Genomic DNA, 20319 nt, shown 5'->3' on the forward strand with positions numbered 1-20319 from the left:
CGGGCGATTGATCTGCGTGTAGCAGCGGGGAGAGTATCGGTATGGCGTTTCTGGCTTCGGTAATCGGTCGCATGTTGCTGGCGCTGATCTTCATCATCTCGGGCGTGACCAAGGTGATGAACGTCACCCAGACGCAAGCGTTTATCGACAAGGTGACGACGCTGCCGGCCAATCTGGCGCTGCCGGTCGGGATTTTCGAGCTGGTGTTCGGCGTGTTCCTCGCGATCGGGTTCCTCACCCGGATCAGCAGCCTGCTGCTGTTCGGCTTCACGCTGGCGACGGTGTTCTTCTTCCACAATCAGCTGGGCGACCAGCTGCAGCTGCAACTCGCGCTCAAGAACCTCGCCATCGCGGGCGGGCTGCTGATGGTGTTCGCCTATGGTCAGGCGCGTGGATCGGTCGACGTCTGGCGCGAACGGGACCGCGCGCGGCGCGCCGAGATTCGCGCGGCGCGCGCGGAGGGGCGTGAAAGGGGTGCCCGCGAGGCCGAGGCACGAAGTGCCAGCGGCCCCGCGGACGGCCAGGCGGGATGAAGGGGGGAGGCCCCGCCTAGAAGCTGAAGCGTGCGCTGACCGAGAGGTTGCGCCCCGCCATTGGGATGAAGTCGCGCGTGAAGCTGGTCGCACGGCGGCCTTCGACGTCGAAGATATTGTCCACCTTGGCCAGCAGCGTCACGTTGTCGTTGCCGCGCAGCGGGCGCCAGGCGATAGAAGCGTTGACGAAGGTGAAGGCATCGGTCGCGCTCTCGAACGCGGGCACATCGTCCTGCTCGCCGAAGTACTGGACCTCGCCGCGCACTTCGAACGGCCCGGTCTTGGCGGTCAGCGCGCCGGTCAGGCCCAGCGGCGGGATGCGCGGGACCGGGCTGCCGTCGTCCAGCTCGGCCTTGACGTACTCGGCACTCGCTTCGCCAAGCAGGGAAAACGTGTCACTCTCCACGAAAGGCACGGCGAGTTCGGCTTCGACCCCGTAATAGGTCGCATCCTGCTGCAGGTAGTTGAACAGCGGCAGGCCGCCTTCCTCGCCTGCCGGCAGCGGGCTGCCGTCTTCCTCGACGAGAGTGCCCGTGTTGTTGAGGTAGATGTAGTTGTCGAACCAGCTCTTGAACGCGGTCAGGCTGATGGTCGCCGGGCCCAGATTGCCGCGCACGAAGCCTTCCAGCCCCCACGCACGCTCGACCTCGAGGTCCACGTCGCCCAGCTCGTACTGGCCGGTGGCGACGTGCGGTCCGTTGGCGAACAGCTCCTCGCCGGCAGGGGCACGGCCGACGCGCGATCCGTTTACGCCGACCCGCAGGCCGCCGATGTCGTAGGAGACACCCAGCGCGCCGGAGAAGATGTTGAAGTTGCGATCGACGTTCAGCGGCGTCGAGGAGACACTGGAGGTTTCGAAACGTGCGGCACCTTCGAGCTGGAAGTCCCCGAAGCTCAGCTCCTGAAGCGTGAAGAAGCCGTACTGTTCGGTCTGGTTGGGGGCGACGAAGGCCTCTTCACCCGTCGCCGAGAAGTCGCGAATGTAGAACTGCCCGCCGAACGAACCGCGCAGGTTCCCGACGGGAGCCTGGATGAACTCCGCCCGTCCCTCGAACCCTTCGACATCGAACACGGTGCCGACCTCGGAGCCTTCGAATTCGGTGTGGGTATAGTCGCTGTAGCCGACGCGGGTCTGCAGCCGGTCGAGAAAGCCCGAGCCTAGGTCCAGGTCGCCACGATATTCTGCGCGGTACTGCTTGAGGCCGATCGAGACGCCCTCTTCGCCGCCCTCTTCCTCGCCGCCGTCTTCGTGCTCGTGTCCGCCGGCAGGATTTTCGGGGACGCCGTAAGTGGTCTCGTAATAGCCGCCACCGAAACCGAAATTGCTGCCGCCGGAGAAGAAGGCGAGGCCAGCGTTCACCGACTTGGTCTCGACAAAGGTGTTGGGCACGACGCCCTGCTGGTTCGCGACCGCGCGCAGTTCGGCGGCCTCTTCAAGCTCGCCTTCGCCCTCGTGTTCGTCGGCCTCGGCAAGAACATCGGCGCGAAGACCGTCGCTCAGCACATAGCCGGGCACGTTGACGTCGCCCGCATCGAGGTAGCTGCCATCAATATGCGCGACGAACCCGCCGCCCAGCGGCGCGTCGACCGAGGCACCGACCCGGTATTCGTCGTTGACGCTGTCGTAGCTCGCCAGCCCGTCGATGTGGATCGGCTCGTCGGGAATGCTGCGCGGAATGCGCTTGTCGATCACGTTGACCGCGCCGCCGATCGCCTGGCTGCCGTAAAGCAGCACGGCGGGGCCGCGCAGAACCTCGATCCGTTCGACGGTCAGCGGGTCGATGCTGACCGCGTGATCGTCCGAGGTGTTCGATGCGTCGAGCGATCCGATCCCGTCGCTCATCACCCGGACGCGCTCTCCGCTGAAGCCGCGAACCACCGGGCGCGAGGCGCCGGGCGAGAAGCCGCTGCCCGAAACGCCGGGGAGATCTTCCAGAATTTCGCCCACTTGACCATTCATGTTTCTCTGCAGCTCGACCCCTTCGACGACCGAGGTGCCTGCCAGCACGTCGAGCTGGCTCAGGCTCCTGCCCGCAGTAACCACGATGTCCGCCTGCTGGTTGGTACGGTTGTGGAAGTCGTCACCGACATCATCACTGCTGCTGTCCGCAGGATCATCGGCCGTTTGCGCCTGAGCGGCACAGGGAACGGCGGCCAGGGCAATGGCGAGCAGCGGCAGGCTGCCGATGGAGGAGAGCTTCATAAGGGGGAACGATCCTGTTTGTGTGTTACTTTATATCATCCGCAGCTAACGTTTCATTCTTGCGAGCGCAAGACCGATATTGCGCTTCGGCGATCCGAATCGTTCGTTCGTCGGTAAGTCTATGGAAAGCAGGCGATCGGCGAAGCGCGCACGTAGCCGCCGCGCAGGACGCGGAAGATCCGGGCGAACCGCAGTGACACTGCGCGGACGCCCGGCAAAGCCGGATTTTTCTGAAGAAAATGGAGCGGGCGAGGCGATTCGAACGCCCGACCCCAACCTTGGCAAGGTTGTGCTCTACCCCTGAGCTACGCCCGCTCACTTGGCGTTTCCGGCGGGCCGCGAGGGCCTGTCCGGAACGGGAAGCGGGCAATTAGCAACGAGGGCCCGGTACCGCAAGCGCTAAATTACAGGTTTTTGCAGGCCCTTCACATCCCCCGCGAAAGGCCCACATTGGGGCAAACCGAAAGCCTGCAACCGCACGACAAAGAAGGGGATCGCACTTGGCCAGCATGGGGCTCAATATCGAGGAACAGAAAGCCGTCGAACGCTTCCAGAAGGAAGTCGTCGAACCGTCGATGACGAAGCTGGTGGTGCTCGATTTCTGGGCCGAATGGTGCGGCCCGTGCAAGGCGCTCGCCCCGATGCTGGAAAAGGTCGCGGCGCAATATGCCGACAAGGGCGTGGTCCTGAAGAAGATCAATGTCGATGAAGAGCAGTTCATCGCCAGCCAGTTCCAGGTCCAGTCGATCCCCACCGTCTACGCCATGTTCCAGGGCCGCCCCGTGGCCGACCTGACCAGCGCGCGCAGCGAAAGCCAGCTTACGCAGGCGCTCGACCAGATTCTCGCGCAGCTTCCGATCGATCCCAATGCGGCCGGTGCCGATTCGGATGCCAATAATGGCATGCCCGAAGTCGAGCAGCTGATCGCCATGGGAGAGCAGCTGCTGGATGCGGGCGAGACCGAGAAAGCCGTCCAGCTCTACACCGAGATCGCGACCGCCGCCCCGCCCGAGATCGCGAGCCGTCCCGAAATCCAGTCCGGCCTGATTCGCGCGCTGCTGGCGAACGGGCAGCACGAGCAGGCGCAGGCAACCTTCGATGCGCTGACCGACGAGCAGAAGGCCGACCCCGCGGTGGCACAGGCCGGTGCGCAGCTGGAACTCTCGGGCGAAAAGGTCGACGAGGGCGAGCTGGCCGCGCTGCGCGAGAAGGCTCAGGGCGGCGATATGGACGCCCGCTACGCCTACGCCGAAGCCGCCTTTGCTGCGGGCCAGCGGGATGCCGCAGCGGACGAGTTGCTGAGCATGGTCGAGACGGATCGCGAATGGAACGAAGGCGCGGCGCGGACCAAGCTGCTGCAGATCTTCGAGGCGGTCGGCCTGGAAGACGCATGGGTGGTCGCCACCCGTCGTCGCCTGTCCAAGATCCTGTTCGGTTAGGCCCGATGCGCCTGTCCATCTTCCCGCTTACCGGTGCGATCCTGTTCCCCGGCCTGCAATTGCCGCTGCACATGTTCGAGCCGCGCTATCGCGCGCTGGTCAGCGATGCGCTGGCGCGCGACCGGCGAATCGCGATGATCCAGCCCAAGACCACGCGCGACGGATCGCCGCTCTACGACATCGGCTGCGTGGGCAAGATCGCCGATGTCGAAGCGATGGACGACGGACGCTACAACCTCGTGCTCGACGGGGAGAGCCGCTTTCGCATGATTCGCGAGCTCGATGTCGCCACCCCCTTCCGCCAGATCGAGGGCGAACTGATCGCCGAGGACGGCGACGAAGTGCTCAGCGGGATCGAGCGCGCCGGGTTCGAACGCGAAGCCCGCCGTTTCGCCGATGCGCAGGGCTATTCGGTGGACTGGGATGCGGTCGCCCAGCTCGACGACCAGTCGCTGATCAACGGAGTCAGCCAGATCGCCCCCTTCGATGCCGCGTCCAAGCAGGCGCTGCTGGAGACGCCGGACCTTGCCGCGCGGTGCGAGCTGCTGATCCAGCTGATGTATTTCTTCGGTCGCCAGAACGGCACGGACGACCGGGTTACCTTGCAATAGCCGGGGCGGTCACGGGGTCCAGCGCGCCGAGCATGGCCCACAGTGCAGTGAACGCGTGCCGTTCCGCATCGCGCTTGTTGTAATTGCGCGTCTGCACCACCAGCACCGCATCGTGGCTGGGCACGACGGCGACGATGTTGCCGCCATTGCCCTTCATCATCCACGCAGGCACATATTGCTCGCCCGCGCGCAGCGGGGTTGCCCACCACAGGTCGCCGTAGAATTGGTGTTCGCCCAGCGTGTGGCGCGGGGTCAGCATCGACTCGATCCACGCGCGGTCGATCACTTGCCGGCCGTCCCATTCCCCGCGATCGAGGACGAGGCGACCGATCTTGAGCAGCGCTTCGTCCGAAATGGTCAGTTGCCCGCCGGACTGGATCTCGCCGCTGCGCGAGGTCCGCCAGATGGGGCGCGCTATGCCGAGGGGGTCGAACAGCCGGCGCTGGACGTAATCGTCGAATCGCTCGCCCGTCGCCGTCTCGACCACCTGGCCGAGGAGGAAGACGCCCGCCGTGCAATAGGAGAACGGGCCATAGCCATTCTCCCCCCGGGTGAAGCTGCGCGCGGGGAGGTCCAGCGCGAAGGCGCGCCATTCGCGCGTCCGGTACATCCGCTCCTCCTGACCGGGAGACTTGCCGTCCCGGTCGTTGCAATCGAGCGCGCTGGCCATCGCGAGCAGGTCGCCCACCGTGATCGAATCGAAAGGCTCGCCCCGCGAATGGCCGAGGTACGGCCACCCCGCCACGTCGCGCCCGGCCAGCTTGCCATCCATGATCGCCATGCCGACCGCCAGCGCGGTGATCGACTTGCCTGCCGACTTGATATCTACCGGAGTGCCGGGTGCCTTACCGTCGAACCGCTTGCGATAAACGATCTTACCGCCCTGCGTGCTGGCTAGCGCGGCGATATCGCCCAGCTCGCCCTTGTCGATCGCACTCTCGAGCTGGTCCAGATCGTAGCGCGGCAGCGGTTGCGCCGCCGCAGCGCTGCCCAGCAGGCAGACGAGACAAGTCGCGACGATGATCCTGATCGACATAAGCTCCTCCCGCGAGCGACGTTGCGCCGCTGGCCCCTAACCGCGCGTGAACCGCGCGCGTCCGGAACGTCGGAGATGTCAGAGCCCGAAGGCGCCGCGCAGCCCGTCGATCACATATTGCGCGGCCAGCGCCGCGAGCAGCACGCCGAGCAGGCGGGTGATGACCGATTCGACCTTGTCGCCGAACAGCCGCATCAGCGGGCCCGCCGCGATCAACGCGACGGCAGTGATCGCGAGCACCGCAGCCAGCGCGCCCAGCACAACGGCCATTTGCTCGACGGATTCCGCCTCGTTCATCAGCAGCATGATCGCGGCAATCGCGCCCGGCCCGGCAAGCATCGGCATCGCCATGGGGAAGACGGATACGTCCTCCACCTCCGGGCTTGCAGCGATCTTCTCCGCGCGTTCCTCGCGCCGCTGGGTGCGCTTTTCGAAGACCATTTCCCACGCGATCCAGAACAGCATCAGCCCGCCCGCGATCCGGAAGCTGTCGAGTTCGATATGCAGTGCGGCGAGCAGGTCGACCCCGAACAGCGCGAACACCAGCAGGATCGCCGCCGCGATCAGGCACGCGCGCAGCGCCATGTTGCGCCGCTGCTGCGCGCTCGCGCCCTTGGTCAGCCCGGCATAGATCGGCGCGCAGCCCGGCGGGTCGACCACGACGAAGAAGGTCACGAAGGCGGAGAGGAAAAGCTCGAACATAGGGGCGCGGCGCTCTCTCGGTCAGTCTTCAGGCGGTGAAACGAGGCGCTTGTCGACAATCGTCTCCCACACGCCAGAAGTGTAGTAGTCCGCGCGGACGTGTTTGGTTCCGTCCGGCAGATGCTCCCACACCCAGCGCAGCGTGCCATCGCGGGAGATCTGCTCGCCTCGCCTGGCGTCGCCCGCCGGCCCGAGCGCGGGCGGCGGTGGCACGCTCGCCCCGTTCTTCGGGCAATCGGCCACCAAGCCCTGCACCGCATCATAGGCGGTCGCGACGATCTCATCGGGGGCGCGCTCTACCGGTGCAGGCTGCGGATCGTCGTAGCCACCGACGTCGTAGGCCCATTCGTACTCGTCGTCGTTGCGATCGCGCGTCCACACGGTCACGAAATCGCCGACCAGACCTTCGGGATCGCGGAAGCGCCCCGCGCTCACCGCCATCTTGCCATCGCAGCTCATCATCACGGTACGCGGCGACCACTGGACTGCTGCCGGCGGATTTTCGAGCGTTGCCAGTACCGCCTGCGCAGGCACCGGGCCGTTGCGGCCGTGCAGCAGAGCACCGTCGGCGGCGAAATCGCGGAATGCGGTCCACTGACCCTTCTCGCGCGCGGCCCGGGCAAACTCGCTCTCGCGCGCGACCACCAGGCTCGGCTGGGCAGTATATTGGGTGGAGGCGAGCGCGCGGTCGATCCGGTCACGCGGGATACGCGGCTGGCCACCCGCCGCACACGCACCCAGCGTTGCGGCAAGCGCGATCAGCGCGATGGTCGACGTGGCGCGCATTATAACCCCTCCGGAAGTTCCAGCCCTTCATGCCTATAGGCTGCGACCAGCGTATTGCGAAGCAGCACCGCAATGGTCATCGGGCCGACCCCGCCGGGGACCGGGGTGATCGCACCCGCGACCTCCTTCGCGCCTTCGAAGTCGACATCACCGACGAGGCGCCCCTTGGCTTCGCCCTCGGCAGGGGCAAGCCGGTTGATCCCGACATCGATCACCGTCGCGCCGGGCTTGAGCCAGTCGGCCTTGACCATCTCCGGACGGCCAACCGCGGCGACCACGATATCTGCGCGGCGGACGACCTCGGGCAGGTCGCTGGTGCGGCTGTGCGCGATGGTCACCGTGGCATTCGCGTCGAGCAGCAGCTGCGCCATCGGCTTGCCGACGATGTTGGAGCGGCCGATAACGACCGCGTTCATCCCCGACAGGTCGCCCAGCCGGTCGCGCAGCATCATCATGCAGCCCAGCGGCGTGCACGGCACGAAGCCCTGCTGGCCGACCATCAGACGCCCCGCGCTCTCGACGTGGAACCCGTCGACATCCTTGCCCGGGTCGATCGCGGCGATCACCGCCTGTTCGTCGAGCTCACCGGGCAGCGGCAGCTGGACGAGGATGCCGTCGACCGCCGGATCGTCGTTGAGCTGCTCGACCAGCGCGATCAGCACATCCTCGGTGGTGTCGGCGGCCAGGCGATGCTCGAAGCTTTCCATATTGGCGGCCACGGTCGCCTTGCCCTTGGAGCGGACATAGACATCGCTCGCCGGGTCTTCACCGACCAGCACCACCGCGAGACCAGCCTTGCGCCCCGCCTTCTCGGCGAAGGTTGCGGCGTGTTCGCCGACCGTTTGGCGCAAGTTTGCCGCGAAGGCCTTCCCGTCGATCAGCTGTGCGCTCACGCAAGGCTCCGGATGACCGATTCGAGGATGATGAGGAAGATCTGCAGCACGATGATCAGCACCAGCGGCGAGAAATCGATCGCACCGGTCTGCGGCAGCATCCTGCGGATCGGGCTGAGGACCGGATCGAGCAGCGAATTGATCGACCGGTAGACCGCGACGACGAAATCGTTGCCGCGGCTGACGACGTTGAACGCGAGCAGCAGGCCGATCACGAACTGGACGATGATCAGCATCACGAACACGTTCGTGAGCAGCTCGATGATGGAGTAAATGGCGTAGAGGGCTTGCATGGTGGCCCTGTCTCCTGAGGTTTCGGTTGAGCGTCTTAGGAGAGTAAGACGCCTCTGAGCGAAGGCAAGGCCGCCCTAGCGGTTTTCGGTCGCCCTGACGAGCGTACCCGCACCGCGGGCGGTGAAGAACTCGAGCAGCATCGCATGATCGACCCGCCCGTCGAGAATGACCGCCGCCTCGCACCCGGCACGGGTCGCGGAAAGGCAGGTCTCCAGCTTGGGGATCATCCCGCCGGTGATGACGCCCTGAGCCCGTAGCGCCTCGATCTTCTGCTCGTCGAGCTCGGTCACCAGGTTGCCCTCGCCGTCGAGCACGCCCGCCACATCGGTCAGCAGCAGCAGCCGCGCCGCGCCGAGCGCACCGGCGAGGGCACCGGCCATGGTATCGGCATTGATGTTGAACGTCTCGCCATGTTCGCCCGCACCGATCGGGGCGATCACGGGGATCAGGCCGCCGCTGGTTGCCAGTTCGATGACCGAGGCATCGATCTGTGCCGGTTCGCCAACGAAGCCGAGATCGACCACCTGTTCGATCGCGCTGTCCTCGGTGCGCGTATCGCGGGCGACCTTGCGCGCGCGGACCAGGCCTGCATCCTTGCCCGAGATACCCAGTGCGCGCCCTCCGGCGGCGTGGATCGCGGCGACGATCTGCTTGTTGATCGCGCCCGAGAGGACCATCTCGGCAATCTCGACCGTTGCCTCGTCGGTCACCCGCAGGCCATCGACGAAGCTGCTTTCGACACCCAGCCGCCCCAGCATCGCGCCGATCTGCGGGCCGCCGCCGTGGACCACCACGGGGTTGATGCCGACCGCCTTCAGCAGCACGATATCCTGCGCGAAGCTGGCCGCGGCAGCGTGATCGCCCATCGCGTGGCCGCCGTACTTCACCACGAAGGTGCGCCCGGCGTAGCGGCGCAGATAGGGCAGCGCCTCGATCAGGACGCTGGCCTTGGCGCCGGCGTCCAGTGACGGGTCGGCGGCGGAGGGGGTCTGCGGGGTCTCGCTCATCCTCCGCGCGCTAGCCGTACGCGCGCGATTTGGGAAGGCGGGACGATGCCCACCCTGCCCGTCATGGCGCTACTCGTCGGGAGTCGTTTCCGCTTCCGGCATTTCCGGCTGAGCAGCCTCGTCGGTGGGCGCGGGCGTCATCGCCGTGTCCGGCGTATCGACCGGCACCGCGTCCGGATCCTCGTCGGTGACGATCAACTCGCCGCCGCTCTGGTCGGTAGCGTCGGCCTCGTAGGTCTTTTCGTCCGCCTGCGAGCAAGCTGCGAGCCCGAGCATCGCGGCCAACGGCAGGGCGAGAGCGGCAGTTCGGTTCATCATCGCAGGTCTCCGGTCAGGTATGGTCTCTAGTCGGCAGGCGTGGCCTGAGTGTCAGGCATAGCGGCCTCGCCGCCATTGAGCGAGTCGGTCGTCGCAGTTGCATCCTCGCCCGCGGTGCTGTCGAGGTCGGTGTTGAGCCGTTCTTCCTGCGTGGTCGTGGCGCTGTCGGGCAGAGCAGGCTCGTCGCCATCGGCGTTGAGGAAGACGATCACGGCGGCCACGGCCAGCACGACGATCACTGCGAACCACAGCCATTTGCTCGATCCGCTCTTCTGAATTGCGTCGTCGTCTGCCATTATCCTGTCTCCTGTTGCGGGTGGTTACCCGAACAAGCCGCGAGGGCGCCGCGCAGTTCCGAAAGCGGCTGCGGGCCTGACACACCTGACACACAGTCCAGGGACCAAAAAAACCGCCCCGCCCGCTGCGCGCAGGAGCGGCGGCAACAGGACTGGAACGCAAAACCGGGTCATCCCCGCCATGCTAGCCGGGCCGCTGCGAGTAGGACAGCCAGGGCTCCGCATGGCCCTGCCCGACCGCGTTGTGCGGGCCGCCGTGGATATTTGCGGGCGATCGCGCATTATCCATCCCGGGCGCTCAGCGCTGGCACGCGCAATGCCTGCCGGCACAACAAGGTTGTATCGCATGGCAGAGGAAGAGGGCCCGGATCAGGACCAGGCGAATGGCGTCGATGCCGCGAAGGAGAGCGGCCACGACATCGTGCGCGAGGATCTGGACGATCACGAGCGCGAGATCGTCTCCAGCCACGAGGTCGCCAGCGCCCGGCTGGTCCACGAAATCATCCGCCAGCGCGGGATCGACGAGCTGGAGCGCCCCGCCTCCGCACTCCTGTGGTCGGCGATTGCCGCAGGCTTCGTGATCGGCCTGTCGCCCTTCGCGATCGGCATTTTTACCACCGAAGTGGCCGACGGGCCGTGGATGCCGCTGCTGATGGCGCTGGGCTATTCGATCGGCTTCATCGCGGTGATCTCAGGGCGGCTGCAATTGTTCACCGAGAGCACGATCACCGCAGTGATCCCGCTGGCGACCACGCCATGCTGGCGCAATTTCAATCGCACCCTGCGGCTGTGGGCGATCGTACTGGCGGGCAATATGGTCGGCACCTTCGCCTTCGCCCTGTTCGTCCATTTCAACCTCGCGGGCCAGCCAGAGATCGGCCGCCAGATCGAGCAGAATTCGCTGGACGCAATCACGCTATACATGGCCGCCCCGTTCCTCAAGGGCATTCCGGCAGGCTTCATGCTCGCCGCGCTGGTCTGGGCGATGCCCAATCTCGAACGGCAGGAGATTTTCATCATCGCCGCGATCACCGGGCTGATGCATCTTGGCGGGGTCGCGCACTCGATCGTCGGGTCGGCGGAGCTGTGGATCGTCATGCTCGACGGGAAGATCGGCGTGGCGCAGGGCCTGTTCGGGTTTCTCGTGCCCGCGGTGCTGGGCAATGTGGTGGGCGGCGGGCTGCTGTTCGCGCTGCTCGCCCACGCGCAGGTCGTGCCCGAGCTCGACAATGGCTACGTCTATGGCGAGGAACGCCCCCGCGATCGCCGCAGCAGGAGGCGCTAGCCCAAGCCCTCTCCCCAAGGCGTTGCGACATGGGCGCACGGGCCTATGATCGCAGCGGGCTTTGCGAAAAGGGGCGGACATGAGCGAATGGGATGACGCGCGCGAGGGCAGGACGGCGCAGACCGGAGTGACCTTCCAGCGCCCGGCGATCGTCGCGGGGCTCTATCTGGCGACGCTGGTCCTTGGCCTCTCGGTCTTCGTCGGGCTGATCCTCGCCTATGTCTGGCGCGGGGAGAATGATGGCGAGCCTTGGGAGGAAAGCCACTTCACCTATCTGATCCGCACCTTCTGGATCGGCTTTGGGGTGAGTGTCGCGATGGTGGTAACCGTGCTGGGCGTAGCAGTGTGGATCGCCGCGGCGGACTCGTCCCGGAGCGATCCGTCCGCAGCGCTGGTCACGCTGGTGGTCGTCGGGTTCGGTTTGCTGACGATGATCTGGTATTGTGTGCGCAGCGTCCTGTCGCTGGTCGCTGCGGCCAACCGGCGGCCGATGCCCAACCCGCAGACCTGGTGGTTCTAGGCGGGCTGCACGCCGGGCCGGTGGCGATCCGCAACCGAACTCCCGCTTTTTTTGAATGACTTAGCCCGCGCCGTTTACCTCCTGTTGAGAGGTTTCGCGCGAAGATCGCGCGCATGGGTGAGGAGTCTCATTACCGGCGCACCGGCCTGCGCAGCGGCCAGCGTGGCACGCCGCGCGCGAACGCCCGCACATCCTCGTGGCGCGGCGCGATCACCCCGCTGACCATCGTGCTCCCGCTCGGCCTGTTCGCGGTGCTGTTCCCGTGGAAGGCCGTGATGGGAGAGGCGGCGAGCGACAATGCGTCCGCACCCGTGCCGGTCTCCGCGCAATTCGCACTGTGCGTAGGCGGATCGCGCCATACCTGCGTGGTCGATGGCGACACGATCTGGCTTCATGGCGAGAAGATCCGCATCGCCGATATCGACGCGCCGGAGATTTCCCAGCCGTCCTGCGAGGCCGAGCGGATCGCCGGCACCCGCGCGACCGAGCGCCTGACCCGGTGGCTCAACGAAGGCGCGTTCGAAGTCCACCCCAACCCCGACGGCCGCGACACCGACCGCTACGGCCGCAAGCTGCGCGTCCTTGCCCGCAGCGGCGAGAGCGCGGTCGAGACGCTGGAGGCGGAGGGGCTGGCTGCGCGCTGGGGTGGTCGCGGGCGGGTGTGGTGTTGAGGGTCATAGTGGCGCTGCCCTCACCCGGACGCTGCCCTTTGGCTCCACGAGCTCTTTAATTTTCAAATGTATATTCAACTTGACTTGCCGATTGGGCCCTCACAGCTTCTTCAGTCATGAAGTGGTTTTTTCGGACAGGACTGATTGCTGCAGCGCCCGCTCTAATACGCGGCCTGATCTATGCATTTGGCGAGGATGGCATGAGGCTACTGTCAGTAAGTGACCTCGCAGCCTTTTGCCTTGTCGTTCATTTATCGGTACTCGATGAGATTCGCCATCTGAAGACTACTGATGCCGATAAAGACTGGAAGAATGGTCACGAGAACATTGCGCGATTCTTCCTTGTCATAATTGGAGTATTTTACGCTGCAGATGTGGCAGATATTGGAATAGAAGCTTATCGGATAGGCTGGTCCATAGCTCTTGTTTCAGTCAGTATCGCCATCATGCTTGCTTTTAATGCTCGCAGGAAGAAGTTATCGTAATGGCCTTGCCAGACATCATCCTGAGCACCTTAGGGGGAATAACAGTTTTGACAGGCCTTGCCTTTTCGACTTGGAGCTTTATGAAGACACGCGCCAAGTATTATGATGAGTTCGTTGAGAGGCGAAAAAGACAGAAAAAATAGAGCGGGGTCGGATTGTGGCGAAGATTCGAAATTTCATCTACATGAATGAGCAAAAATTACGCTCCTTTAATGCGCAACTTTTTGAAGGCGTTACGGAAAAAGTTGTCTCATCCAGCGGCGAGCATACTCAGGAGAGCGAAGAGCAAAGGGGACCATTAGGCAGCGGTCGCGTTCTTGCTGACATAATAAGGAAATCATCTAACTATAGCGACCACAAATTCCTGGATGACTATGCATACTCCCTGTTCGAACAACGCATCTGGGCCGATGATTTGGTGAGCGAGGGTTACGAACCTGAAAATGCTCGCCCATTTGTTAGCGTCAGCGGCAGAATGCTCTTCGGTGATAATAAGAGAACAAGAGAGCTTCTGAACAGCTTCAATGAGATCGGCCTATCGTTCCATCTCATAGAGAAGCTTCAGGGCGAAATGAACTCCACTAAGAGAATGTCCAAATCCGAAAAAATTTCAGAGGCGAAAAATGCTGCCGGCAAGGGCCTGCAATTCAATGAAGATTACGTAGAGGCGATCAGCACTTTATTCGAATTCGGCTTTTCAGACACGCTAGAAGCAAAAATTGCAGCGGACGGAGTTCTATACAGCGCGCCAATAAAACGCGAATCTCTTAGAGATAGCGAAGTAGAAGTAATCCAGCGTTATTCGAGGATTTCGGAAAAAACCTTTACATTGGTAGGATCTGTTACCCAAGCAGAGGAAATCGAATCCCCAGTAGAGTTTGGCGCATCTGGTGCGGCAACGCTACGCGAGCAAATCCTGGGATTTGCAAATGCAATGCGAGAAATCGAAGACAATTTTTTCGGAAGAGCGGGAAACGAGATCATTGTAGATCCGATCGCGATCTATACTAGCCTCTAGCGGATTTTATTCCGCCGCCTGCACGCCCCCGGCATCATCCCCGAACAGCCCCGGACCGTCGTCCTCGGTGCGGTCGACTTCGTTCGCGGCCTTGGCCTTGTTGCGCTTGTCGAAGGTGCTCCACACCGTGTTCCAGTCGCCCTTGGTGGCGCCCTTGGAATATTCGGTGGCGCGCTGTTCGAAGAAGTTGGCGTGCTCCACGCCGTTGAGCAGCGGGGTCAGCCAGGGCAGCGGGTGCTCGTCGATCATGTAGATCGGCTGCAGGCCCAGCTGGCCCAGCCGCCAGTCCGCGATGTAGCGGATGTACTTCTTGATCTCCTTCGCGGTCATCCCGCTGACCGGGCCCATTTCGAAGGCAAGGTCGATGAAGTTGTCTTCCAGCCGCACCGACTTCTGGCAGATGTCGATGATGTCTTCCTTGACCGCCTTTGTGTAGCAGTCCCGCTCGCGCACGAATTCGTGGAACAGGCGGATGATGCCTTCGCAGTGGAGGCTTTCGTCGCGGACCGACCAGCTGACGATCTGGCCCATGCCCTTCATCTTGTTGAAGCGCGGGAAGTTCATCAGCATCGCGAAGCTGGCGAACAGCTGCATGCCTTCGGTGAAGCCGCCGAACGCGGCGAGCGTGCGGGCGATATCCTCGTCCGTGTCGACCCCGAACTGCTGCAGGTAGTCGTGCTTGTCCTTCATCTCCTCGTATTCGAGGAACATGCCGTACTCACTCTCGGGCATGCCGATCGTGTCGAGCAGGTGGCTGTAGGCCGCGATGTGGATCGTCTCCATGTTGGAGAACGAGGCGAGCATCATCTTGATCTCGGTCGGCTTGAACACCCGGCCGTATTTCTCGTGATAGCAGTCCTGCACCTCGACATCGGCTTGGGTGAAGAAGCGGAAGATCTGGGTGAGCAGGTTACGCTCGTGCTCGGACAGCTTCTGCGCCCAGTCGCGGCAATCCTCGCCCAGCGGAACCTCTTCGGGCATCCAGTGAACCTGCTGCTGGCGCTTCCAGAAGTCGTACGCCCACGGATATTCGAAAGGCTTGTAGGTCTTGCGGGCTTCGAGCAGCGACATTGGGTGTTCTCCGGGGCGCGGGGGCCTTCTTCGGTGTTTACGATCTTACTGGGTGAACCAACATAAGGAATCACAGCGGTGATTCGATAGCAAGGGCGGGCACTGGGTGGTGGATAAGCAGCACGGTCTGCCCGCGTCTTTGACGCAGATCACCGCCAGCCGGGGATTCCGTTGACCAGGAAATATATTATCGCGAACATCACGAGAAGGCCGCCCGCAACCCCGTAACCAAGCGCTGCCATTCCATCCCCCTCGAACGACCGCATCCAGCGCTGGTGTTCTTCCTCTTCCTCCAGCGCGGCGAGTTCGTCGGGCGACATCGCGTTGCGCTTCACCTTCTCCCACACCCACCCGCAGGCGGCGATGAAGCCGATCGTCAGCATCATCGCGGCAAAGCCCCACCCCCTGCCCATCATATGCTCGAGCTCGTCGGCGAAGTTTTCCTGAAAGATGATCAGCGCAGGCCAAGCGATCATCATTAGCGCGGTCCTCAGAAGAAGGGCGGTCGGCAACCTGGGCGAGTTGTCCTCGTCGTGATCGAGCGCAAGTATGTCCGCAATTTCGGTTTTGCCCGTCGCGCGCGCCTTGCGGATACGCCAGTCTCGCACATGCCACGCGGCCCACGGAAGCATGAGCACGACCGGCACCGTCAGTGCGAAGATGCCGAGCGGCCACAGCTCGCCCCAGCTCACATCCGCCGCGCCGATATGCAGAGCTACGTCTTCCCCCATGGGCTCAGAATGCCGCACTCACATCATCGCCGCAAGCGCACGCATGGCCGCTCTCGCCCGGCCACTTCGGAACGATTGCCCCGCCCCGTCCATTGGTTTCATGTAAGACAGGCCGACACAGGCCTTTGAAAACAAAGAACGATTGGAGCATTTTATGTTCGAGAAGATCCGCATCAAGGAACACATGGAAATCGTCGATTCGACCGGCCAGCACGTCGGCACGGTTGATGAGGTCGCAGACGAACGCATCAAGCTGACCAAGTCGGATGCGATGGACGACCAGCACCACTTCATCGCGCTCGACGCGGTCGAAAAGCTCGACGACAACCGCGTCGTGCTCAAGGAAGGCACGCCGCTGCCCGTCGGCCTCGGCAACAAGGCGACCACCCCCGCCTAACGACACTCGATGATTGACTGGCGAGGGCCATGCCCTGCCAGTCAGATTGCAAGAGCCCCGGCTTGCCAAGCGCGCGCCGGGGTTTTTCATGCGAGAAATCGCGTGCACCGACGGCGGCGCGGCACCGGGATTTCTCCCGGTAGCGGGCGGACAGGCCATCGGCCTACGACTAGAGAAGGTCTCTCAGAGCCTTTTCGGCCAGGTCGAGACGCTCGGCCAGACCGGGTTCCTCGTTCTCCAGCCAGGCGAGCGTGGCGTCGGCGAATGCAGCCATGCCGACCTGGGCGGCCAGCGCGGCCTGCACGCCGGCCACGCCCCGCGTGCGCAAGGCCGCGGCCAGCGTGGCGGACAACGCCTGGTGTTTCGCCAGCTCGCGTTCCTGAAGGGCTGGCGTTGCGGAAATGACCTCCTGCCGAGGCTTGGAGAAGGGGCGATTGGCCTCGATGAGCGGCATTACCGACCCGAACGCGCGAAACAGCGCGTCGAGCGGCGGCATGCCGGGCGGAGCGTCGGCAATCGCCTTGCTCAGCGCCTCTGCCAGCACTGACTGCCCGTCGAAAAGCACTTCCCGCTTGTCCCTGAAATGGCGGAAGAAAGTCCGCTCGGTCACCCCGGCGCGCTTCGCAATCTGCGCGGCCGTGGTGTCGTCGAACCCGTTCTGCCGAAACAGTTCGACTGCTGCCTGTTGCAGGCGGGCCCGCGCCGCCGATCCAGATTTAGCCATGCTTCTCCATTGTCAGTGACTGACATTGCGACTATGTCAGTGACTGACGCCAACATAGCCCTGGTCCGTCCCGGGCAGCAAGGAGATTGCAATGCGGGTATTTCTGACAGGCGCAAATGGCTGGATCGGCTCCGCGATCGCGCGCGAGCTCATCGACGCAGGTCACACCGTCATCGGTCTGGTGCGATCCGCCGAGAAAGGTGCAGACCTTGCCTCGATTGGCGGAACTGCGGTGGTCGGGTCGCTAGACGATCTCGACGCCTTGCGCCGGGGCGCAGCGGATGCGGACGGCATCATCCACACCGCGTTCGGCCTCGATATCTCGCGCATCGGCGAACTCGCAGAGGAAGACCGCCGGGCGATCGAGACCTTTGGCGACGTATTTGCCGGCTCGACGAGGCCGATCATCGTCACCGACGGTTTTCTGCATTTGACGGGCGAACAGGCGGAAGAAGCCGACCGGCCCGGGATATTGCCGGAATTTCCGCGCGCCTCGCAGCAAACCGCGTTCGCGCTGGCCGAACGCGGGATCCACGCCAATGTCGTGCGCAATCCCCGCTCGGTCCATGGCAAGGGCGAAACGCATGGTTTCGTCCCCATGCTGGCTGCCGTGGCACGCGAGAAAGGCGTGTCCGCCTATGTGGGCGACGGCGACAATCTCTGGCCGGCGGTCCACCGACTGGATGCCGCGCGCGTCTACCGCCTAGCGCTCGAACGCGGCGCGCGCGGCGAAGCCTATCACGCGGTCGCCGAGGAGGGCGTTCCCTTCCGCGAGATCGCCGAGGCGATCGGCCGGCAGCTAGGCCTGCCGACCCGATCGCTCACCCCCGACGAAGCGGAAGACCACTTCGGCGCACTGGCGAGCTGGGTCGTCAACAACGGACCGGCATCGAGCGAGTGGACGCGGCGCACGCTTGGCTGGACGCCGGTGCAGGTCGGTATCGTCGAAGATATTGAGCAGGCCGACTATACGGCCTCGTGATCACGCGTATCGCTGGCGCAGATCGGCCGGTGCAGGGCACCGCCGGATCCGCGCCACGCTGGCTTCACCCTACTGGCAGGCGAGGCATTCCTCGTAATCGGTCTGCTCGCCCGTGCCCGCCGCCAGCTCGTACTTCGCCGCTTCGGAGGTGTTGTCGGCCTCCACGCCGCCGGCGAAGCCTGCGCGCTGGATGCTCTTCGACCGCAGGTAGTAGAGCGATTTGATCTTCTTCTCCCACGCGTGGAAGTGGAGCATCATCAGGTCCCACTTGTCGACATCGGCGGGGATGAAGAGGTTGAGGCTCTGCGCCTGGTCGATCATCGGCGAACGGTCGGCCGCGAATTCGAGCAGCCAGCGCTGGTCGATTTCGAAGCTGGTCTTGTAGATCGCCTTTTCTTCCGGCGTCAGGAAGTCGAGGTGCGCCACGCTGCCGCCGCGTTCGAGGATCGAATTCCACACATTGGTCGAATCCTTGCTCTTCTTCGCCAGCAGCTCCTGCAGGTACGGGTTCTTGACGATGAAGCTGCCCGACAGGGTCTTGTGCGTGTAGATGTTCGCCGGGATCGGCTCGATGCAGGCGGACGTGCCGCCGCAGATGATGCTGATCGACGCGGTCGGCGCGATCGCCATCTTGCAGCTGAACCGCTCCATCGCGCCCATTTCCTCGGCATCGGGGCACGGGCCCCGCTCATGCGCGAGCATCATCGAGGCTTCGTTGGCCGCGGTGCTGATGTGCTGGAACATCTTGATGTTCCACGCCTTGGCCATCGGCCCTTCGAGCGGCAGGTTCTTGCTCTGCAGGAAGGAGTGGAAGCCCATCACGCCCATGCCGACGCTGCGTTCGCGGCTGGCGGAATACTTGGCCCGCGCCATTTCGGGCGGGGCACGGTCGATATAGTCCTGCAGCACGTTGTCGAGGAAGCGCATCACGTCCTCGATGAACTGCTTGTCGCTGTTCCACTCGTCCCACTTTTCGAGGTTGAGCGAGCTGAGGCAGCACACCGCCGTGCGATCATTGCCGAGGTGGTCGCGGCCCGTGGGCAGGGTGATTTCCGAGCAAAGGTTCGAGGTCGAGACCTTGAGGCCCAGATCGCGGTGATGCTTGGGCATCATCGAGTTCACCGTGTCGGAGAACACGATATAGGGCTCGCCCGTCGCCAGCCGCGTTTCTACCAGCTTCTGGAAGAGGCTGCGCGCGTCGACCGTCTTGCGGACCGAGCCATCGCGCGGAGACACGAGGTCGAATTCCTCGCCCGCGCGGACCTTCTCCATGAACTCGTCGGTGACCAGAACGCCATGGTGGAGGTTCAGCGCCTTGCGGTTGAAGTCGCCCGAGGGTTTGCGGATTTCGAGGAATTCCTCGATCTCCGGGTGGCTGATGTCGATATAGCACGCGGCCGAGCCACGGCGCAGCGAGCCTTGGGAAATCGCCAGCGTCAGGCTGTCCATCACGCGCACGAAGGGAATGATGCCGCTGGTCTTGCCGTTGAGGCCGACCGGCTCACCGATCCCGCGCACATTGCCCCAGTAGGTGCCGATGCCGCCGCCCTTGGAGGCGAGCCACACGTTCTCGTTCCAGGTGTCGACGATGCCGTTGAGGCTGTCTTCGACCGAGTTGAGGTAGCACGAAATCGGCAGGCCGCGATTGGTGCCGCCGTTCGACAGCACAGGGGTCGCGGGCATGAACCACAGGTTCGAGATGTAGTCGTACAGCCGCTGCGCATGCGCCTGGTCGTCGGCATAGGCATCGGCCACGCGGGCGAACAAATCCTGATAGGATTCGCCCGGCAGCAGGTAACGGTCTTCCAGCGTCTCCTTGCCGAATTCGGTCAGGTTCGCATCGCGCGCGGAATCGGTGACGATCTCGAACCGGCGCGGGTTGATCTTCTTGCTGTCGGAGGTGTCGGCGGCGCTCGCCGCGACCGCCCTGGCCATCGCCTCGGCGGTGGCTTCGGCGACCAGTTCGCCCGAGCCGCGATCATCCTTGTCCATCGTAACTGCCTTCTTCTGGGCCTTGCCGGATGCCTTTGCACCCTTTTGCCCTTTGCCGCCGGCGGTCTTGCCGCCCGTCGATTTGCCGTGGGGGCGTGCCGTGTCTTCGCCCATATTGGAAATATCGGCCTCGCCAGTGCTGAATTCCATAGCTCGCCCCTAACGCATTGCCCGAATGGTGCGCCGTGGTGACGCCCCATGCTGTTTCCTAAACCGCGCACTGGCGGATCTTGCCCGCACTATCACGCGTCCCCCGCGAGAGCCCTGCTCCCGGACCGCGTCCGTATCGCGAAGGACAGCAAACATGAATCAGCCAGCCGGGTGG

Annotated in this window: 23 protein-coding genes and 1 tRNA gene; 10 read left to right on the plus strand and 14 right to left on the minus strand. The window is 63.9% G+C overall.

Features of this window, described 5'->3' with window-relative positions:
• Positions 1–41: 41 nt before the first annotated feature.
• The gene (locus VO57_000115) at positions 42–533 is read left to right on the plus strand and encodes a DoxX family protein (protein XBL69777.1); all 492 of its coding nucleotides are present in this window, start codon (positions 42–44) and stop codon (positions 531–533) included.
• Between the two features lie 16 nt (positions 534–549).
• Here the strand turns inward: VO57_000115 and VO57_000120 are convergent, their stop codons facing one another.
• Positions 550–2736, minus strand: a complete 2187-nt coding sequence (locus VO57_000120) for a TonB-dependent receptor (GenBank protein ID XBL69778.1) — start codon at positions 2734–2736, stop codon at positions 550–552.
• A 240-nt stretch (positions 2737–2976) separates the two neighbouring features.
• Positions 2977–3051, minus strand: a tRNA-Gly gene (locus VO57_000125).
• Between the two features lie 194 nt (positions 3052–3245).
• Between VO57_000125 and VO57_000130 the strand changes: the two genes are divergently transcribed.
• Entirely contained in the window at positions 3246–4175 is a 930-nt protein-coding gene (locus tag VO57_000130; GenBank protein XBL69779.1) for a tetratricopeptide repeat protein, read from the plus strand.
• A 5-nt stretch (positions 4176–4180) separates the two neighbouring features.
• Positions 4181–4786, plus strand: coding sequence for an LON peptidase substrate-binding domain-containing protein (locus VO57_000135; GenBank protein ID XBL69780.1), 606 nt, complete (start codon positions 4181–4183; stop codon positions 4784–4786).
• On the opposite strand, the gene VO57_000140 is transcribed toward VO57_000135, so the two are convergent.
• The 8 genes from VO57_000140 to VO57_000175 all read right to left on the minus strand — a co-directional run bounded on the left by VO57_000140 (position 4773) and on the right by VO57_000175 (position 10118).
• Complete coding sequence (locus VO57_000140) at positions 4773–5822, minus strand: serine hydrolase (GenBank protein ID XBL69781.1); 1050 nt, start codon at positions 5820–5822, stop codon at positions 4773–4775. The two genes, VO57_000135 and VO57_000140, sit on opposite strands and share 14 nt — an antisense overlap.
• 78 nt (positions 5823–5900) lie before the next feature.
• Positions 5901–6524, minus strand: a complete 624-nt coding sequence (locus VO57_000145) for a MarC family protein (protein XBL69782.1) — start codon at positions 6522–6524, stop codon at positions 5901–5903.
• A gap of 21 nt (positions 6525–6545) precedes the next feature.
• Positions 6546–7310 carry a hypothetical protein gene (locus VO57_000150; protein ID XBL69783.1) on the minus strand — a complete coding sequence of 255 codons (765 nt, stop codon included), beginning with the start codon at positions 7308–7310 and terminating at the stop codon, positions 6546–6548.
• Positions 7310–8203 carry a bifunctional methylenetetrahydrofolate dehydrogenase/methenyltetrahydrofolate cyclohydrolase FolD gene (gene folD, locus VO57_000155; GenBank protein XBL69784.1) on the minus strand — a complete coding sequence of 298 codons (894 nt, stop codon included), beginning with the start codon at positions 8201–8203 and terminating at the stop codon, positions 7310–7312. The genes VO57_000150 and folD overlap by 1 nt, the downstream gene beginning before the upstream one ends.
• Positions 8200–8496, minus strand: coding sequence for a YggT family protein (locus VO57_000160; GenBank protein XBL69785.1), 297 nt, complete (start codon positions 8494–8496; stop codon positions 8200–8202). The genes folD and VO57_000160 overlap by 4 nt, the downstream gene beginning before the upstream one ends.
• A 75-nt stretch (positions 8497–8571) precedes the next feature.
• Complete coding sequence (gene argB / locus VO57_000165) at positions 8572–9504, minus strand: acetylglutamate kinase (protein XBL69786.1); 933 nt, start codon at positions 9502–9504, stop codon at positions 8572–8574.
• A 69-nt stretch (positions 9505–9573) separates the two neighbouring features.
• Complete coding sequence (locus VO57_000170; GenBank protein XBL69787.1) at positions 9574–9822, minus strand: hypothetical protein; 249 nt, start codon at positions 9820–9822, stop codon at positions 9574–9576.
• A gap of 26 nt (positions 9823–9848) precedes the next feature.
• On the minus strand, positions 9849–10118 hold the full coding sequence (locus VO57_000175; protein XBL69788.1) for a hypothetical protein: 270 nt from the start codon (positions 10116–10118) through the stop codon (positions 9849–9851).
• 346 nt (positions 10119–10464) lie between these two features.
• Here VO57_000175 and VO57_000180 point away from each other — a divergent pair, with 346 nt between their 5' ends.
• The 5 genes from VO57_000180 to VO57_000200 all read left to right on the plus strand — a co-directional run bounded on the left by VO57_000180 (position 10465) and on the right by VO57_000200 (position 14097).
• Positions 10465–11403 carry a formate/nitrite transporter family protein gene (locus VO57_000180; GenBank protein ID XBL69789.1) on the plus strand — a complete coding sequence of 313 codons (939 nt, stop codon included), beginning with the start codon at positions 10465–10467 and terminating at the stop codon, positions 11401–11403.
• 79 nt (positions 11404–11482) lie between these two features.
• A complete protein-coding gene (locus tag VO57_000185; protein ID XBL69790.1) occupies positions 11483–11923 on the plus strand; it encodes a hypothetical protein in 441 nt (146 codons plus the stop codon).
• 113 nt (positions 11924–12036) lie between these two features.
• Positions 12037–12594: a thermonuclease family protein gene (locus tag VO57_000190; protein ID XBL69791.1), complete on the plus strand. Its 558-nt coding sequence runs from the start codon at positions 12037–12039 to the stop codon at positions 12592–12594.
• Positions 12595–12710: 116 nt separating this feature from the next.
• Positions 12711–13079, plus strand: coding sequence for a hypothetical protein (locus tag VO57_000195; GenBank protein XBL69792.1), 369 nt, complete (start codon positions 12711–12713; stop codon positions 13077–13079).
• Between the two features lie 184 nt (positions 13080–13263).
• On the plus strand, positions 13264–14097 hold the full coding sequence (locus tag VO57_000200; GenBank protein XBL69793.1) for a hypothetical protein: 834 nt from the start codon (positions 13264–13266) through the stop codon (positions 14095–14097).
• 6 nt (positions 14098–14103) lie between these two features.
• Here VO57_000200 and VO57_000205 read toward each other — a convergent pair whose 3' ends face one another.
• The gene (locus VO57_000205; protein ID XBL69794.1) at positions 14104–15168 is read right to left on the minus strand and encodes a ribonucleotide-diphosphate reductase subunit beta; all 1065 of its coding nucleotides are present in this window, start codon (positions 15166–15168) and stop codon (positions 14104–14106) included.
• A gap of 149 nt (positions 15169–15317) precedes the next feature.
• Complete coding sequence (locus tag VO57_000210; GenBank protein XBL69795.1) at positions 15318–15899, minus strand: hypothetical protein; 582 nt, start codon at positions 15897–15899, stop codon at positions 15318–15320.
• Between the two features lie 154 nt (positions 15900–16053).
• Between VO57_000210 and VO57_000215 the strand changes: the two genes are divergently transcribed.
• Complete coding sequence (locus VO57_000215) at positions 16054–16296, plus strand: DUF2171 domain-containing protein (protein ID XBL69796.1); 243 nt, start codon at positions 16054–16056, stop codon at positions 16294–16296.
• Positions 16297–16465: 169 nt separating this feature from the next.
• On the opposite strand, the gene VO57_000220 is transcribed toward VO57_000215, so the two are convergent.
• A complete protein-coding gene (locus VO57_000220) occupies positions 16466–17020 on the minus strand; it encodes a TetR family transcriptional regulator (GenBank protein XBL69797.1) in 555 nt (184 codons plus the stop codon).
• A 91-nt stretch (positions 17021–17111) separates the two neighbouring features.
• Between VO57_000220 and VO57_000225 the strand changes: the two genes are divergently transcribed.
• A complete protein-coding gene (locus tag VO57_000225) occupies positions 17112–18002 on the plus strand; it encodes an SDR family oxidoreductase (GenBank protein XBL69798.1) in 891 nt (296 codons plus the stop codon).
• 69 nt (positions 18003–18071) lie between these two features.
• Here the strand turns inward: VO57_000225 and VO57_000230 are convergent, their stop codons facing one another.
• Positions 18072–20144, minus strand: a complete 2073-nt coding sequence (locus tag VO57_000230; protein XBL69799.1) for a ribonucleoside-diphosphate reductase subunit alpha — start codon at positions 20142–20144, stop codon at positions 18072–18074.
• Between the last annotated feature and the right edge of the window lie 175 nt (positions 20145–20319).

It is taken from the genome of Citromicrobium bathyomarinum, assembly GCA_001306305.2.
Taxonomy (GTDB): domain Bacteria; phylum Pseudomonadota; class Alphaproteobacteria; order Sphingomonadales; family Sphingomonadaceae; genus Alteriqipengyuania; species Alteriqipengyuania bathyomarina.

Excerpts from the sequence above, each read along its gene's own strand:
- VO57_000115 (XBL69777.1), top strand. The coding sequence starts at position 42 with ATGGCGTTTCTGGCTTCGGTAATCGGTCGCATGTTGCTGGCGCTGATC.
- VO57_000120 (XBL69778.1), bottom strand. The coding sequence starts at position 2,736 with ATGAAGCTCTCCTCCATCGGCAGCCTGCCGCTGCTCGCCATTGCCCTG.
- VO57_000130 (XBL69779.1), top strand. The coding sequence starts at position 3,246 with ATGGGGCTCAATATCGAGGAACAGAAAGCCGTCGAACGCTTCCAGAAG.
- VO57_000135 (XBL69780.1), top strand. The coding sequence starts at position 4,181 with ATGCGCCTGTCCATCTTCCCGCTTACCGGTGCGATCCTGTTCCCCGGC.
- VO57_000140 (XBL69781.1), bottom strand. The coding sequence starts at position 5,822 with ATGTCGATCAGGATCATCGTCGCGACTTGTCTCGTCTGCCTGCTGGGC.
- VO57_000145 (XBL69782.1), bottom strand. The coding sequence starts at position 6,524 with ATGTTCGAGCTTTTCCTCTCCGCCTTCGTGACCTTCTTCGTCGTGGTC.
- VO57_000150 (XBL69783.1), bottom strand. The coding sequence starts at position 7,310 with ATGCGCGCCACGTCGACCATCGCGCTGATCGCGCTTGCCGCAACGCTG.
- VO57_000160 (XBL69785.1), bottom strand. The coding sequence starts at position 8,496 with ATGCAAGCCCTCTACGCCATTTACTCCATCATCGAGCTGCTCACGAAC.
- argB (XBL69786.1), bottom strand. The coding sequence starts at position 9,504 with ATGAGCGAGACCCCGCAGACCCCCTCCGCCGCCGACCCGTCACTGGAC.
- VO57_000170 (XBL69787.1), bottom strand. The coding sequence starts at position 9,822 with ATGATGAACCGAACTGCCGCTCTCGCCCTGCCGTTGGCCGCGATGCTC.
- VO57_000175 (XBL69788.1), bottom strand. The coding sequence starts at position 10,118 with ATGGCAGACGACGACGCAATTCAGAAGAGCGGATCGAGCAAATGGCTG.
- VO57_000180 (XBL69789.1), top strand. The coding sequence starts at position 10,465 with ATGGCAGAGGAAGAGGGCCCGGATCAGGACCAGGCGAATGGCGTCGAT.
- VO57_000185 (XBL69790.1), top strand. The coding sequence starts at position 11,483 with ATGAGCGAATGGGATGACGCGCGCGAGGGCAGGACGGCGCAGACCGGA.
- VO57_000190 (XBL69791.1), top strand. The coding sequence starts at position 12,037 with ATGGGTGAGGAGTCTCATTACCGGCGCACCGGCCTGCGCAGCGGCCAG.
- VO57_000195 (XBL69792.1), top strand. The coding sequence starts at position 12,711 with ATGAAGTGGTTTTTTCGGACAGGACTGATTGCTGCAGCGCCCGCTCTA.
- VO57_000200 (XBL69793.1), top strand. The coding sequence starts at position 13,264 with ATGAATGAGCAAAAATTACGCTCCTTTAATGCGCAACTTTTTGAAGGC.
- VO57_000205 (XBL69794.1), bottom strand. The coding sequence starts at position 15,168 with ATGTCGCTGCTCGAAGCCCGCAAGACCTACAAGCCTTTCGAATATCCG.
- VO57_000210 (XBL69795.1), bottom strand. The coding sequence starts at position 15,899 with ATGGGGGAAGACGTAGCTCTGCATATCGGCGCGGCGGATGTGAGCTGG.
- VO57_000215 (XBL69796.1), top strand. The coding sequence starts at position 16,054 with ATGTTCGAGAAGATCCGCATCAAGGAACACATGGAAATCGTCGATTCG.
- VO57_000220 (XBL69797.1), bottom strand. The coding sequence starts at position 17,020 with ATGGCTAAATCTGGATCGGCGGCGCGGGCCCGCCTGCAACAGGCAGCA.
- VO57_000225 (XBL69798.1), top strand. The coding sequence starts at position 17,112 with ATGCGGGTATTTCTGACAGGCGCAAATGGCTGGATCGGCTCCGCGATC.
- VO57_000230 (XBL69799.1), bottom strand. The coding sequence starts at position 20,144 with ATGGAATTCAGCACTGGCGAGGCCGATATTTCCAATATGGGCGAAGAC.